This is a genomic window from Desulfosporosinus sp. HMP52 (genome assembly GCF_000765145.1).
Taxonomy (GTDB): Bacteria; Bacillota; Desulfitobacteriia; order Desulfitobacteriales; family Desulfitobacteriaceae; genus Desulfosporosinus.
Genome location: NZ_JMGA01000002.1, coordinates 1 through 15,599 on the forward strand (window position 1 = coordinate 1; position 15,599 = coordinate 15,599).

Here is a 15,599-nt window from a genome sequence, read left to right on the forward strand (position 1 = left end):
CTATTGTCTACAAGCTGAAAGGCCGTTGCCAACGGCCTTTTATTATTTTTATTGAGACTCTCATACTTCAAGCGAGATTGATAATAACGAAGGATAGTTGTCAAGAATGAAGGGGCTAAAAGGGAAGGCCTATGCGACGAATCAGGGCAAAGCCTGCCCGCTTGGCAAGAGGAAAAAACACTTTGCGTACCAGAGGCAGCCCGACCCGTCGTGCCAGGGGGATCGCTACCCTCTGTGCTAAAGGAGGGCCTAGACGTTGTGCAATGGGAAGGCCTACTTTTCGTACCAAAGGGGGGCCGATTTGCTTCATTAGAGATGGGCCATATTGCTTGATAAGAGCTCCGGCCTGCTGTTGCCAAGGGTTCAGAGACTCTGCTGTTGCTGAAGAGGAGCGAGGGTCTGGTAACGGTGTTTGCTTCTGAATAGAAGACGGGGAGGGTGTTATAGGTTGTGATACAGGCTGACTTACCGGCTTAGGCGACGGTTGCGGAACCGGTTGGGAATTAAACGATTGATTTGGGGATGGTTCTGTCCCTTGCTGAGAAGCAGGTCTTGATTCCTGCCTCTGAATGGGGGAGAATCTGTTGTATTGCGTTGGGGAATAACCCCGTTGCCCCATCAAGGATTTCATGGGAAAGCCCCCTTATATAAACGTTTGAATTATTTGGTTCGTAATACACGGTATGCACTTAATTGATAAAAGTTACAATAATGTAAATAAAAGGAAGTTGTATACCGACTCTTAAAAAAAACCTTCCTGGGTATAATTGGGGTCGGTTCTTCTGTCTGGCTCTGGGGGAAGCGCTTTTCTGCACGCGTCTGCGAGTTCCGCCGCTGGCTCGCTGGACGGTTCGCGAGCGCGTCCGAACCTCCGGGTATTTCTGAATGTGAACCTGCGGCGCGCTACGAGGACGCGAACCGTCGGCCCTCGCCTTAGCGCGGCTTCACTGACGCATCCGCTTAGCAGAAAAGCGCTCCTCCAGCCAGCTTTCTAGGGTATAAGCAGTACTTTGAGGGACTGTCGTAAGGCCTCGCAGAATTTTTCAGCGTATTATCAAGCAGTCCTTCAGTTTTCATCCTTTGATGGTGCCGCCATGTAGCTGCATGAGGGTCTACTCAAACTTCATTTCTTATACGATTAAAGGGAGGAGGGTTCTTTTAACACCATAAATGTGTGAACGAACCCTCCTCCGCTGTGCATGCTGTACAAGTAAGTTTACTTTCATTAGGAAGCTTCATCCATGGGTTTTCCTTTAGTTTCCTCTCCAAGGATTATTACATTGAGGGCCGTTAGAATAAGGACTGTTGCAAACATCAGGAATACAGATTCTGAAGGTAACTTATAAGTCCCTATCATTAAACCCACCACTATAGGAGCCAAGATTCCGCCGATTCTTCCAAAACCTGCAGCCCAACCGGATCCGGTAGCTCGAGCATGGGTAGGATAAAGCTCCGGAGTATAAGTATAGACAATTCCCCAGGCACCCAGGTTAAAGAAGGACATTAGAGATCCCATTATAAGTATAGTTTGAACATCTGTGCTTAGTCCAAAGAAATAAGCAGAAATTGCCGTGCCGATGAGATATATAGCCAGGGTTGGTTTTCGACCAATCTTATCCACTAAATAGGCAGCGCTAAAATAACCAGGAATTTGGGCAAGAGTCATCGTCATTACATATTGAAAACTTTTAGTTAAGGCAAAACCCTTTAAAGCGAGTATCGAAGGAAGCCATGTAAAAATTCCGTAATAAGCAAAGACAATGCCAAACCAGAGCAGCCACAGAAAGACAGTTCTCTTGAGAAATTTTGCTGAAAAAAGTTCGGTCACTGCCATTCTTGGCAGAGTCTTCTGTTGCAAGTGCTGCTTCGTGTTAGAACGCTGAACACCGGCTTGAGTTTCAATGTCCTTTACAATCTCCTCCGCTTCAGAGAATCTTCCCTTTGAGGCTAAGTAACGAGGAGACTCAGGGATGGACTTCCAGAGATAGAATACATACAGGGCGGGAAGGGCGCCAATGTAAAAGGCGGATTGCCATCCTAACCAGGGAATAATCACATATGAAACAAGAGCAGCTAAGAGCCACCCTATGGCCCAAAAACTTTCTAAGAGAACGAGAAATTTACCACGATGTTTAGCAGGAGAAAATTCACTTACCAGGGTTACAGCTACAGGAAGTTGCCCTCCTAAACCGAACCCTACTAAAAAACGAAAGAATAATAGAGATTCATAATTCCAAGACAGACCACATAATCCTGTTGCCAAACTATAGATAATAAGTGTTGAGGCAAAAACCTTCTTCCGGCCAATGACATCAGCGATAGTTCCCGAAAGTATGGCTCCGATTGCCATACCTACAAGTCCGATGCTCCCGATTGTACCGACTTGTTCTGGGCTGAGGCTCCAAGCCTTCATTAACACAGGGAGTACAAAGGAAATAATTCCGGTGTCCATAGAGTCAAACATCCAACCTAGGCCAGCTGAGATCAGCAGAAGATAATGAAATTTAGATACAGGTAATGTTTCTAAGCGTTCGGTTAGGGTCATAGCCTTCGTCCTTTCTAAGCATGCTGATAAGATCTAAAGTTTAAACATTTATGTTATTAGATAGTATAGTACATATTCTCCACTCTATTATGCAAATACCTCCAAAAGTTATGGGTTTTGGATAAAAATTTACTTAATTTGAAAAGGTTCCTAAATTCGCAAGTTGAATTTAGGAACCTTTTTTAAAAACGCTTTATTCAGCGAGAGCGATTGCTTCAATTTCTACAATTGCATCTTTAGGTAATTTTGCAACTTGGACAGCAGATCTAGCAGGTGGATTACTCGGGAAATAGGTGGCATAAACCGCATTCATTGCTGCGAAATCGTTCATATCTCTTAAGAAAACCACTGTCTTGACGATTTTATCCATTGAAGAACCGGAGGATTCTAAAATTACCTTAACATTATCTAAGGATTGCTTGGTAGCTCCTTCAATATCAGTAACTAATTCTCCACTCTGAGTGTTAATAGGCAATTGCCCTGATGTAAAGATTAGGTTGCCTACTTTGACCCCTTGTGAATATGGACCAATAGCAGCAGGGGCATTTTGAGTATTAAGGGTTTGTTTATTCATGGTAAGATCTACCTCCTTGAATTTTGTCATGCAAATATCTCAGAAAGAGAACTCTGTCTGAATTAATTTCTCTATGCTATGACTTATTAAGTATAGCCGAGTTTAGGGGAATAACCAAGCAAGAAACTGGAATTTTTGGTTGATTGAAAATAGTTTTTCCCTTATAAGGAGTTTTTATCCGGTTTTAAAACTTCATCGGTTTTTGGTTTTAGTACCGTTTTGTTTCTGGGGGACAGGGATAGTTTGCTAACGGAACTGTTCCCAAGTATTAAGCTATAATTATTTGATAAATTGAGAAACCTATTTTAGCAAACAACTGCTCCTCATTAAGAGTTGACTCTTAATTGACAAAGGAGAAAGCTCTTGTCAAACTGTTGTTAAATGATTCCATCAAGGGAGTGTTGAACATGAGCTTAGTTTATACAATATTTGTTCCCCATCCTCCTCTTCTGGTTCCTGAAGTTGGTAAGGGAGAGGAAAGAAAATGTCAAGCAAGCTTAGATTCCTATCGAGAGATTTCAAATCGAATAGCTCAAGCGGGAGTTGAAACGGTAATCTTAGTTTCACCTCACGCGCCTCTTGTCAAGGATGGCATGACTCTTGTCGTTGATGACAATATTCAAGGAAGTTTTGCTCAATTTGGAGCCCCACAGGTCAGTTTGTCTTTAGCAACCGACCTTCTGGTTATAGAACAATTTCGAAACCTTTCAGGAATTATTCCGATCCAGGGTTCTATTGATCATGGTGCCTTTGTACCTCTATATTTCTTGCAAGAGGCAGGGTGGAAGGGCAAGGTCGTTCTGTTAGGGATGCCCTTAGAGCATCCTGAGGATTACGGGCTGCGGATCGGTCAGATTCTTGAGGAATTGCCGGGACGCTATGCCCTTGTAGCAAGTGGGGATCTCTCTCATCGTTTGAGAGAGGACGGGCCCTATGGCTTTGCTTCTGCCGGGCCGGAATTCGACCAATTTATAGTGAAGACTCTCCAGAGAGATACGAGAAAAATCACTGATCTGCCGGCCGACCTTGTTGAAGAAGCCGGTGAATGCGGTTACCGAAGCCTGCTCTTGGCACTGGCAGCTAAAGAGGGAGCACCTGAAGTCCTTTCGTATGAAGGGCCTTTTGGCGTAGGGTATCTCGTTGCTGATCTCTATCATTCTTCGCCTTTGCCACAGTGGGCCCGGCGTTGTCTGGCCACGTATTTAGAGAAAGGTGAAGAGGGGGTACTAGATTTGCCTGCCCCGTTAACATCGGAGTTCTCTGTGCGAAGGGGATGTTTTGTCACACTGAAACAAGGGGGGAATTTGCGAGGGTGTATTGGGACAACCGAACCATGGCAGGAAAATTTAGCTTTGGAAATCCAGCATAATGCAATCGCTGCCGGGACACAGGATCCGCGTTTTCGCCCAGTTCGAGGGGAGGAATTGGATTCGCTAAGCTTTACGGTAGATGTACTTGGAGAACTTGAGAAGATCGACGGGCCTGAAGAGTTGGATCCCTGGAGATATGGAGTTGTTGTTCGACAACGAGGAAAAAGCGGACTTTTACTCCCCCATTTGGAAGGGGTAGATACGGTGGCTGAGCAAATTAGTATTGCTCAACAAAAGGCGGGCATCTACGAAGGCTCCGTAGAACTTTGGAGATTTGAGGTTAAAAGGCATTATGAGTAATCACAGCTATAAAGCCAGCTGTCTGCTCTGTCCCCAGCATTGCCAATTAAGTCATGGGCAATCAGGCAGATGCCATGCTCGAGAAAACCGAGAAGGGGAAGTTGTATCTCGAACCTATGGTGAAGTAGCGTCCTGGAATATGGATCCCATTGAAAAGAAGCCTCTTTATCATTTTTATCCCGGATCATGGATTTTTTCTGTCGGAGGTTTTGGTTGTAATCTAAGCTGTTCCTTTTGCCAAAATCATGAGATATCTCAGCAACATCAAGTTGGAAAAAAGGTTTCTCCGTCAAGGCTAGCAGATCTCTCTATGCAGGAGCGGGAATCAATAGGGCTTTGTTTTACATATTCAGAGCCCAGCGTTTGGTTTGAGATGATTAGAGATACAGCTCCCTTGGTTCGTGCTCGAGGGGGAAAGGTGGTTTTGGTAAGCAATGGAACTATTGCGCCTCACTTTCTTGAGGAACTGATTCCTTGGCTGGATGCAGTTAACATTGATATAAAAGCCTTTACAGAAAGTTTTTATCAGCATTATTGTGGCAGCAAATTAGCCTGGGTATTAGATAATGTAGAGCGATTAGCAGGGAGAGTTCATTTGGAAATCACAACCCTTCTTATTCAAGGGGCAAATGATAATCCCCAAGAGCTAAAAGAATTAGCAAAATGGCTGCGCCAACTTAATGTCCCACTGGCCTGGCATCTAAGTGCCTATCATCCTGCTTATAAGCTTGATGTTCCGCCCACGGAGAGAAAAACTTTAGAAAGAGCCTTGGATATTGGCAAAGAGTATCTACCTTATGTCTATTTGGGAAATGTACGAGGGGGAGGTACGACCTATTGTCCACAGTGCGGGAAAGCTGTTATTGAACGTCAAACCCACCTTATTAACCACCTAGACCAGGGATATTGCCCAAAATGTGGGGAGGGTATTTTTGGAGTTGGGATGACGATGTAATGAAAGGAGATTCCTAACAGTGCATCTCTTATTCCTAATGATTGAACATATCGGCCTGATTGTGGCAATCGCTTTTATCTTAACGAGGCTCACCGCCTTTCGTAATCTTATTGATCATAAACTCGATCAGTGGACGATTATTAAACTCTCAATAGTTTTTGGGTTGTTTGGTATTGTGGGCACCTATACCGGAATTTCTATAAGACCTAGTACGAACTCCTTTCTTTGGGTACCCCGGGTAGATGCAATCGGTTTTGAAGAAGCTCTCGCGAATTCCCGGGTGGTTGGAGTAGTCATTGGCGGGCTGTTAGGTGGCCCTTGGGTGGGCTTGGGGGCTGGGCTCATCGCCGGTATTCACCGAACTTTGTTAGGCGGATTTACCAGTGTTGCTTGTGGGATCTCAACGGTGACAGAAGGATTAATCGCCGGCCTTGTATATCTTAAGATAGGGAATCGCAGAATTGTCCCGACTTCAAAAGCGTTATTAACTGGAGTCATTGCGGAAACCGTTCAAATGGTGATTATTCTTCTGATTGCTAAGCCTTGGGAGAGTGCAGTGGTTCTGGTACAAGTTATTGCTCTTCCGATGATCTTGGCAAATAGCTTTGGAATCGCACTTTTCGTAGCAATTATCCGTTCTGTGATCCACGAAGAAGACCGGATTGAGGCAAATCAGGCCCAAAAGGTTCTGCATATCGCTGATCAGATGCTGGTCACTCTGCGTCAAGGACTTACAATTGAGTCGGCAACACAACTTTCCAAGCTGCTTTTAAAGACAACGGGTGTTTCTGCAGTTTCCATTACTGATCATGAAAAAATTCTATCCCATGTCGGTTTAGGAGATGATCATCACCTGCCGGGCCATACTATTTTGACAGAAGCAACTAAGAAAGTACTAAGAACAGGAACGCTCTATATCCCTAAATCCTTAGCAGAAATTCACTGTCCGCAAAAAGGCTGCCCCCTAGCGGTAGCAATTATTGTGCCTTTGAAAAAGTCTGATGAGGTAGTTGGGGTTCTGAAATTCTACTTTTTAAATGTTAAACAGATCAAGCCAGTAGATAAAGAAGTCGCCCAGGGTTTAGGGAAACTTCTTTCTCACCAGCTTGAGGTGGTGGATGCTCAAAACCATGCCCAACTCATTCGGGAGGCTGAGATCAAAGCACTTCAAGCCCAGATTAACCCCCATTTTCTCTTCAATTCCTTAAATACAATAGTAGCTCTCATTCGCACACAGCCTAATATGGCCCGAAAACTTCTCATTCAGCTCGGGAATTTTTTTAGGCAGAATCTAAATGCCTCTCTTTACGAATTTGTGGCATTAAGGCAGGAATTGGAACATACCCGTGCCTATTTGGAAATTGAACAAGCTCGCTTCCCAGGACGCTTAAGTGTTAAATTTGAAATTAACCCCAAACTCAAAGATGTCCTTCTTCCTCCCCTTACACTTCAGCCTCTTGTAGAAAATGGTATACGCCACGGGCTTAAAGGCCTGGAGAAACCCGGTGAGATTCTTGTCCAGGTTACTGAGCAGGTTAATGAAAACGAAAATTTTGTTCTCATTAATATTACGGATAACGGAATTGGGATTTCAGCAGTGCGAATTGCTGAATTGCTCCACAGTCGAATTGAATCTCAAGAAGGTACAGGTTTGGCCTTATATAATGTCAATCAGCGTCTTATCTTTCATTTTGGTGAGGAGTTCAGACTTCATATTGATAGTGTATTAGAGCAGGGAACAAGTATTTGGTTCAGGATACCTTTTAAGCAGGGAGGGAATGTTAAGTGATTTCAGTCGTTATTGCCGACGATGAATCTCTAGCTCGAGATGAACTGACTTATCTGCTAAAGCAATGCTCTGACGTGGATATTGTTGGGGAAGCGACGGAAGGCGCGGAAGCATTAGCCTTAATCTTGGATCTTAAACCTGATGTAGCCTTTCTGGATATACACATGCCCAATCTCGATGGCTTAGCCGTGGCCAGAAAGTTGCTAGAAGAAGACCTGAATTTAATGATAGTCTTTGCTACCGCTTATGACAGGCATGCTATTCAAGCTTTTGAAGTTAGCGCAATAGACTATCTGCTAAAGCCATTCGATGAGGAACGGGTCATAAAAACTATGGAAAGAATTCGTCAAAGGATAGAAAGTCCTCTGACCGCTGCCAAGGGTCATGTTCTTAATAATGCTCTTCTAGAACTTTTGTCAAAAATGACAGGTGACGGCTTATCAATGCCCAAAAGACATACCCAAGTTTCCAAAATCTCAAAACTGGCTGTGCAGAGTGAAGAAAGTGTTGTACTGATAGATCCCCAAGATATCCTCTATGTTTATCGTGAAAACAGAGAAGTTTTCATTAAAACGGAGGAAAAAGTGTATTTAATTAAGGCTACCTTACAGACACTTGAAGAAAAATTAGCGAGTTATCCCTTTTTTCGCCCTCATCGCAGCTATTTAGTAAATTTAAACTTTGCCCGTGAATTAGTTCCCTGGTTTAATGGAGCATATACATTAATCTTAAATGATGCCAAGCGTTCTAAAGTTCCTGTGAGCAGAGCTTATGTCAAAGCGTTAAAAGACGAATTAGATATCTAAAATATATATTGCAAAACAGACTTGAAAGGATCACTTTCAGACAATGCTTTCAACATTATAAACATAAAAATGACATCCTTTCCTTCGAAGGATTTAAACTAAAGGCAGTTATTCATAGTTCCTTAATCTAGTTTAAATCTGAGAGGAGGATTCTTGTGATTACTTTTTTGCTTTCATTTGTCGCACTTATTCTAGGTTACATGGTCTACGGTAAGTTTGTAGAGAAAGTTTTTGGGATCAATGAAAACCTTGAAACCCCAGCTTATGCGAAAACGGATGGAGTCGATTATGTGCCCATGGACTCTGGACGAGGAAGTCTGGTACAGCTCTTAAACATCGCTGGTTTGGGGCCGATTTTTGGACCGATTGCCGGTGCCTTATGGGGACCTGTCGCTTTTCTCTGGATTGTCCTCGGAGGGATTTTTGCCGGTGCAGTTCATGACTATTTCAGTGGAATGCTTTCCGTAAGAAATGGAGGGGCACAGCTTCCTGATATTGCGGGCAAGTACTTGGGTCAAGGAATGCGTCAGTTTGTTAATGTCTTTTCTGTAGTGCTTTTGGTTCTTGTAGGAACTGTTTTCGTTGCCGGACCTGCTAATCTAATTGTTACTCTTACCCCGTCGTGGATTAGCTTAAGTGTGGTGACTGCGGCGATTTTCATCTATTATATTTTGGCAACACTTTTGCCGATTGATAAGATAATTGGCAAGATCTATCCAATCTTTGGTCTTTTGCTTATTATCATGGCTGTCGGAGTTGGAGCGGGATTGGTTTTAAAAGGATATCATATTCCTGAACTAACCCTAAGTAATCTCCATCCTAAGAATTTGCCTATGTGGCCATTACTATTTATTACGATAGCCTGTGGTGCTATCAGCGGGTTCCATGCTACCCAATCTCCGCTTATTGCACGCACACTGCAAAATGAAAAACATGGTCGAAAAGTATTTTATGGTATGATGATCGGAGAATCTGCTATCGCCCTGGTGTGGGCAGCAGCAGGAATGGCTGTTTTCGGCGGAACGGTTGGATTACAAGAAGCCTTAGCCGCAGGCGGCCCCGCTGGAGTAGTCCGCACAGTATCGATAACCATGCTAGGTGCTATCGGCGGAACGATGGCTATTATCGGAGTTATTATTCTGCCGATTACTTCAGGGGATACTGCTTTCCGCGGAGCTCGCATGGTAATCGCCGATTTTCTAAAGATGAGCCAAAAGCCAATCTCAAAACGCTTAGCTATCTCAATTCCTATCTTTGCGGTTGCCTTTGGTCTGAGCAAAATTGACTTTAATTTTCTCTGGAGATATTTCTCTTGGGCAAATCAAACAACAGCTATGATCCTGCTCTGGGCAGCTGCGGTATATCTCGTTCAGGAGAAACGCTTGCACTGGATTGCAACAATTCCGGCAATTTTTATGACGGCAGTGACCTTCACCTACCTCTTACAAGCCCCGGAAGGCTTTGGACTGCCGACAAGTATTTCCTATCCCGTCGGACTGGTCATTACCCTTGGAATCACAGGGGTATTTGCTCGTAAAGTTAGCAAGGAACGCAAAGTTCAGTCAGAGCAGATTGTTCCTGTCTCTGCAAAGTAATAAACTAAAATATAAAGAGGTCGTGAGAAACTATGTTTCTACACGGCCTCTTTTGCTTGTGCTTTTATACCCTGAAAAATATCCCAAAACATGCTTAAGAATAATAGACCCGCCCGACCCGAGGAACCGTTTTTAACCTTACAACAAATACATTGTTGCCAGCACACCTGTAATAGACATGACGATAGTGTAGGGCAAAGCCAGTTTCACCATTTCCATATAAGACAGGCGAATCAGGGGAGCAAGTGCAGAGGTCAAGAGGAACAGGAATGCCGCCTGACCGTTTGGTGTAGCAACAGAAGGAGTGTTTGTCCCCATGTTGATGGCAACTGCCAGCTTGTTATAATGTTCCAGGGCAATGCCTCCAGCTTCAAAGGCTTTCTGTGTTTCGCTCATATATACAGTAGCAACAAATACGTTGTCACTGACTACAGAAAGGACACCGTTTGCGGCAAAGAAAGCGACAAGCTGATCCTGGCCTTCCAGTTGGAGTACCCACTGAATGATTGGTGTAAATAGATGCTGGTCATGAATAACTGCAACGATGGAGAAAAATACGACCAGCAGCGCAGTAAAGGGCAGTGCTTCTTCAAAAGCATGACCGATGCGCCCTTCTTCAATAACCCCGTTAAAAGCGGTCAGCAGGATGATAATCATCAGACCAATAATACCGACTTCTGCCAGGTGCAGCGCCAGGGAGAAGATCAGAATCACGCCGCATACAGCCATAATAATCAGGCGTACACGTCCTCGAGTATCCATGGCAGCGTCTTTGGCGTTTACGTCATCTTCGATAACCTTTCGAACAGATTCAGGAAGCTGATAGCCGTACCCCCAAAACTTAGTGACTTCAAGGGCAATAGCGGTCAGAACACCAACGATGAGTACCGGGATAGACACGGGTGCACTGTTTAAAAAGAAATCAGCAAAGTCCCATTTCATAATGGAGGCAATGAGTAGGTTCTGCGGTTCACCAACCAGTGTTGTTGCTCCGCCCAGGGCAGTACCTACAGCACCATGCATCATCAGATTGCGCAGAAAACCACGGAATTGGTTCAGGTCCTCATGATATTTTTCATCAATGATATGGTCGTGATTGATGTCATAGGTGTCGTAGACTTTTTCGCTGGAAGCAAACTTGTGGAAGATGTTGTAGAACCCATAGGCCACGGCGATAATCACCGCCGTTACGGTTAGCGCATCCAAAAAGGCAGAAAGAACTGCACCCATAATAGAAAACAGGAAGGCCAGGGCGACTTTAGAGCGTACTTTGGTGAGAATTTTGGTAAATAGGTATACAAGACCTTCTTTCATAAAATAGATCCCGGCAACCATAAACATCAGAAGCAAAATCACCGGCAGGTTCAGTTCAACTTCGTGATAGACCGAATGGGGGTTAGTAAGCCCAATCACAACGGCTTCAATGGCCAGAAGCCCACCTGCAGGGAGAGGATAACATTTTAGCGCCATGGCCAGGGTAAAGATAAATTCGATAATCAACACCCAACCGGTAACATACTTACCTACGGTAAACATCAAAATAGGGTTTAACACTAGAAACGCAAGAATTATTGTTTTGTACCAGTTCGGAGCGTGACCCAGAAAATTTGCTCTGAATGCCTCTCCAATACCTATTTGTTTCATATGACAATCCTCCAAAATTAAAAATGCTATATTGGCTATAACATTGTAAATACTCATAGGTCGTGACCTACTGGAGTATTCTGCCGCATTACCATTTTTTGTATTCAAGTATCGCCATTAAACTTGAATACCCGCTCTTAACACAAGCGTTTTACTATAAGAAGTTCTCTTGAGTCTAATTTGACATACTCTTTACTCCATGTAAGATTACACCATGAAAGAATAATAGATTTGAGCATTGAAAAGAGAGTGTCAGCATAGACACTCTCTATTGTTTAAATAAGTCATGTGTTTGATAAAGTTTTTTTGAATTAGAACTATTAGATTACAACAGGTACATTGTTGCCAGCACACCTGTAATAGACATAACGATGGTGTAGGGCAGAGCCAGTTTTACCATTTCCATATAAGACAAACGAATCAGCGGAGCAAGTGCAGAGGTCAACAGGAACAGGAACGCTGCCTGACCGTTTGGTGTAGCAACGGAAGGGATGTTTGTACCCATGTTGATCGAAACTGCCAACTTGTTATAATGCTCCAGGGCAATGCCTCCAGCTTCAAAGGCTTTCTGTGTTTCGGACATATATACAGTAGCAACAAATACGTTGTCACTGATTGCAGAAAGGATGCCGTTTGCCGCAAAGAAAGCGACAAGCTGATCCTGGCCTTCCAGTTGGAGTACCCACTGAATGATTGGTGTAAACAGATGCTGGTCATGAATAACTGCAACGATGGAGAAAAATACGACCAGCAGCGCAGTAAAGGGCAGTGCTTCTTCAAAGGCATGACCGATGCGCCCTTCTTCAATAACCCCGTTGAAAGCGGTCAGCAGGATGATAATCATCAGACCAATAATACCGACTTCTGCCAGGTGCAGCGCCAGGGAGAAGATCAGCATCACGCCGCATACAGCCATAATAATCAGGCGTACACGTCCTCGAGTATCCATGGCAGCGTCTTTGGCGTTTACGTCATCTTCGATAACCTTTCGAACAGATTCAGGAAGCTGATAGCCGTACCCCCAAAACTTAGTGACTTCAAGGGCAATAGCGGTCAGAACACCGACGATGAGTACCGGGATAGACACGGGTGCACTGTTTAAAAAGAAATCAGCAAAGTCCCATTTCATAATGGAGGCAATGAGTAGGTTCTGTGGTTCACCAACCAGTGTTGTTGCTCCGCCCAGGGCAGTACCTACAGCACCATGCATCATCAGATTGCGCAGAAAACCACGGAATTGGTTCAGGTCCTCATGATATTTTTCATCGATGATATGGTCGTGATTGATGTCATAGGTGTCGTAGACTTTTTCGCTGGAAGCAAACTTGTGGAAGATGTTGTAGAACCCATAGGCCACGGCGATAATCACCGCCGTTACGGTTAGCGCATCCAAAAAGGCAGAAAGAACTGCACCCATAATAGAAAACAGGAAGGCCAGGGCGACCTTAGAGCGTACTTTGGTGAGAATTTTGGTAAATAGGTATACAAGACCTTCTTTCATAAAATAGATCCCGGCAACCATAAACATCAGAAGCAAAATCACCGGCAGGTTCAGTTCAACTTCGTGATAGACCGAATGGGGGTTAGTAAGCCCAATCACAACGGCTTCGATGGCCAGAAGTCCACCCGCAGGGAGTGGATAGCATTTTAGCGCCATGGCCAGGGTGAAAATAAATTCTACAATCAAAACCCAACCGGTAATGTACTTACCGACGGTAAACATCAAAATAGGGTTTAACACCAAAAAAGCAAGAATTGTTGTTTTGTACCAGTTCGGAGCGTGACCCAGAAAATTTGCTCTGAATGCCTCTCCAATACCCATCTGTTTCACCTGTCCGTTACCCGTTTGTTTCATATGCCCCTCCTCCAAAAATTATAAAATGCTATATTTGACTAACAACATTGTGATATTCACAGGTCAGTTATTAAGCATTTAACACACCTCCATATATTGTGTTTTAACATTCCCAAAATAAAAAGAGAGTAGTCCTAAGATGACTACTCTCCCTGAGAAGTTCCTGCTTGTAATCTGGCGATCCTAGCGTAATTTCAGTGTGTGAAATTAGCACCTTAGACCCATGATTTTAGCGTCCTTCGCTTTCGCGAAGTTTACCCCAACCGAAGTTTACGAGTATTTAGTTATAATTATATATTACAATATCTACAATATTATACCTTTAGGCTTACAACAGGTACATTGTTGCCAGCACACCTGTAATAGACATAACGATGGTGTAGGGCAGAGCTAGTTTCACCATTTCCATGTAAGACAGGCGAATCAGCGGAGCAAGGGCAGAGGTCAACAGGAACAGGAACGCTGCCTGACCGTTTGGTGTAGCAACGGAAGGGATGTTTGTCCCCATGTTGATGGAAACTGCCATCTTGTTGTAATGATCTAAGGCAATGCCGCCGGCTTCAAAGGCTTTCTGTGCTTCGGTCATATAGACAGTAGCCACAAATACGTTGTCACTGATTGCTGAAAGGATACCGTTCGCCGCAAAGAAAGCGACAAGCTGATCCTGGCCTTCCAGGTGCAGTACCCACTGAATGATTGGCGTAAACAGATGCTGGTCATGAATAACTGCCACGATGGAGAAAAATACGATCAGCAGCGCAGTAAAGGGCATTGCTTCTTCAAAAGCATGACCGATGCGCCCTTCTTCAATAACCCCGTTGAAAGCGGTCAGCAGGATGATAATCATCAGACCAATAATACCGACTTCTGCCAGGTGCAAGGCTAAGGAGAAGATCAGTAGGACGCCGCATACAGCCATAGCAATCAGGCGTATACGTCCGCGGGTATCCATGGCAGCATCTTTGGCTTTTGCATCATCTTCCATAACCTTTCGAACAGACGCAGGAAGTTGATAGCCGTACCCCCAAAATTTAGTAACTTCAAGGGCAATGGCGGTCAGAAGACCAGCGATCAGTACCGGGATGGACACAGGTGCGCTGTTTAAAAAGAAATCAACGAAGTCCCATTTCATAATGGAGCCGATGAGTAGGTTCTGCGGTTCACCAACCAGTGTTGTTGCTCCGCCCAGGGCAGTACCCACAGCGCCATGCATCATCAGATTGCGCAGAAAACCACGGAATTGGTTTAGGTCTTCTTGGTATATGTCATCAATAATATGGTCGTGATTGATGTCATAGGTCTCGTAGACTTTTTCGCTGGAAGCAAACTTGTGGAAGATGTTGTAGAACCCATAGGCCACGGCGATGATCACCGCCGTTACGGTCAGGGCATCCAGAAAAGCGGAAAGAACTGCGCCCATTATAGAGAACAGGAAAGCTAGGGCTACTTTAGAGTGTACTTTAGTAAGGATCTTGGTGAATAGATACACAAGACCTTCTTTCATAAAATAAATCCCGGCAACCATGAACATCAGAAGCAAAATAACCGGCAGGTTCAGTTCAACTTCGTGATAGATGGAATGGGGGTTAGTAAGCCCAATCACAACGGCTTCGATGGCAAGAAGTCCACCCGCAGGGAGTGGATAACATTTTAGCGCCATGGCCAGGGTAAAAATAAATTCGACAATCAAGACCCACCCGGTAATGTACTTACCGGCGGTAAACATCAAAATAGGGTTTAACACCAGAAAAGCAAGAATTGTTTTTTTGTACCAGTTCGGAGCGTGACCCAGAAAATTTGCACTGAATGCCTGTCCGATACCCATCTGTTTCACCTGTCCGTTACCTATCTGTTTCATATGCCCCTCCTCTAAAATAAGAATTCTATATCCCTTAGTAACATTATGAATATTTACAGGTTAGTGACTTTTGTAGCATGTTATCGAATACCACACTTTGCATTAAGGCTGCTGAACTTGCGTATCACTCCACAGTTCGTAAGATCAACTACTACATGATGTAAGAATAAGTCCGTAGGTCGAATAAAAATTACACAACAATTAAGTCAATGTACAATTACCTCCTTAAAAAAACTAAATAACTACTTCGATTATCCCCACTAGGACGTCGGTATAAGAATAATGCTCAATAGTAAATCAATCTTCGA

General features: G+C 44.0%; 11 protein-coding genes and 1 riboswitch. Of the genes, 5 read left to right on the plus strand and 6 right to left on the minus strand.

Annotation, left to right across the window (positions count from 1 at the left end; all coding sequences use genetic code 11):
• Positions 1 to 115: 115 nt before the first annotated feature.
• From DP73_RS00520 to DP73_RS00530, 3 genes are all read right to left on the minus strand, one after another.
• Positions 116 to 631: a hypothetical protein gene (locus DP73_RS00520; protein WP_034596656.1), complete on the minus strand. Its 516-nt coding sequence runs from the start codon at positions 629 to 631 to the stop codon at positions 116 to 118.
• A 594-nt stretch (positions 632 to 1,225) separates the two neighbouring features.
• Positions 1,226 to 2,545: an MFS transporter gene (locus DP73_RS00525; protein WP_034596660.1), complete on the minus strand. Its 1,320-nt coding sequence runs from the start codon at positions 2,543 to 2,545 to the stop codon at positions 1,226 to 1,228.
• Between the two features lie 193 nt (positions 2,546 to 2,738).
• Positions 2,739 to 3,119 (minus strand): RidA family protein, encoded by a 381-nt coding sequence (locus tag DP73_RS00530; RefSeq protein WP_034596662.1) that lies wholly within the window; start codon positions 3,117 to 3,119, stop codon positions 2,739 to 2,741.
• A 407-nt stretch (positions 3,120 to 3,526) separates the two neighbouring features.
• Here DP73_RS00530 and amrA point away from each other — a divergent pair, with 407 nt between their 5' ends.
• The 5 genes from amrA (at position 3,527) to DP73_RS00555 (ending at position 9,934) form a co-directional block, all read left to right on the plus strand.
• On the plus strand, positions 3,527 to 4,789 hold the full coding sequence (amrA, locus tag DP73_RS00535; RefSeq protein ID WP_034596841.1) for an AmmeMemoRadiSam system protein A: 1,263 nt from the start codon (positions 3,527 to 3,529) through the stop codon (positions 4,787 to 4,789).
• Positions 4,782 to 5,744 carry an AmmeMemoRadiSam system radical SAM enzyme gene (gene amrS, locus DP73_RS00540; protein ID WP_034596665.1) on the plus strand — a complete coding sequence of 321 codons (963 nt, stop codon included), beginning with the start codon at positions 4,782 to 4,784 and terminating at the stop codon, positions 5,742 to 5,744. Before amrA ends, amrS begins: the two co-directional genes overlap by 8 nt.
• 19 nt (positions 5,745 to 5,763) lie before the next feature.
• Positions 5,764 to 7,533, plus strand: a complete 1,770-nt coding sequence (locus tag DP73_RS00545) for a LytS/YhcK type 5TM receptor domain-containing protein (protein WP_242865651.1) — start codon at positions 5,764 to 5,766, stop codon at positions 7,531 to 7,533.
• Entirely contained in the window at positions 7,530 to 8,339 is an 810-nt protein-coding gene (locus DP73_RS00550) for a LytTR family DNA-binding domain-containing protein (RefSeq protein WP_034596669.1), read from the plus strand. The genes DP73_RS00545 and DP73_RS00550 overlap by 4 nt, the downstream gene beginning before the upstream one ends.
• A 155-nt stretch (positions 8,340 to 8,494) precedes the next feature.
• Entirely contained in the window at positions 8,495 to 9,934 is a 1,440-nt protein-coding gene (locus tag DP73_RS00555; RefSeq protein ID WP_034596672.1) for a carbon starvation protein A, read from the plus strand.
• A gap of 138 nt (positions 9,935 to 10,072) precedes the next feature.
• On the opposite strand, the gene nhaB (DP73_RS00560) is transcribed toward DP73_RS00555, so the two are convergent.
• The 3 genes from nhaB (DP73_RS00560) to nhaB (DP73_RS00570) all read right to left on the minus strand — a co-directional run bounded on the left by nhaB (DP73_RS00560) (position 10,073) and on the right by nhaB (DP73_RS00570) (position 15,291).
• Positions 10,073 to 11,578 carry a sodium/proton antiporter NhaB gene (gene nhaB / locus DP73_RS00560; protein ID WP_034596673.1) on the minus strand — a complete coding sequence of 502 codons (1,506 nt, stop codon included), beginning with the start codon at positions 11,576 to 11,578 and terminating at the stop codon, positions 10,073 to 10,075.
• A gap of 325 nt (positions 11,579 to 11,903) precedes the next feature.
• The gene (gene nhaB / locus DP73_RS00565) at positions 11,904 to 13,433 is read right to left on the minus strand and encodes a sodium/proton antiporter NhaB (protein ID WP_034596675.1); all 1,530 of its coding nucleotides are present in this window, start codon (positions 13,431 to 13,433) and stop codon (positions 11,904 to 11,906) included.
• A 165-nt stretch (positions 13,434 to 13,598) separates the two neighbouring features.
• A riboswitch (cyclic di-GMP riboswitch) is annotated at positions 13,599 to 13,702 on the minus strand.
• 59 nt (positions 13,703 to 13,761) lie between these two features.
• The gene (nhaB, locus tag DP73_RS00570) at positions 13,762 to 15,291 is read right to left on the minus strand and encodes a sodium/proton antiporter NhaB (RefSeq protein ID WP_034596676.1); all 1,530 of its coding nucleotides are present in this window, start codon (positions 15,289 to 15,291) and stop codon (positions 13,762 to 13,764) included.
• Between the last annotated feature and the right edge of the window lie 308 nt (positions 15,292 to 15,599).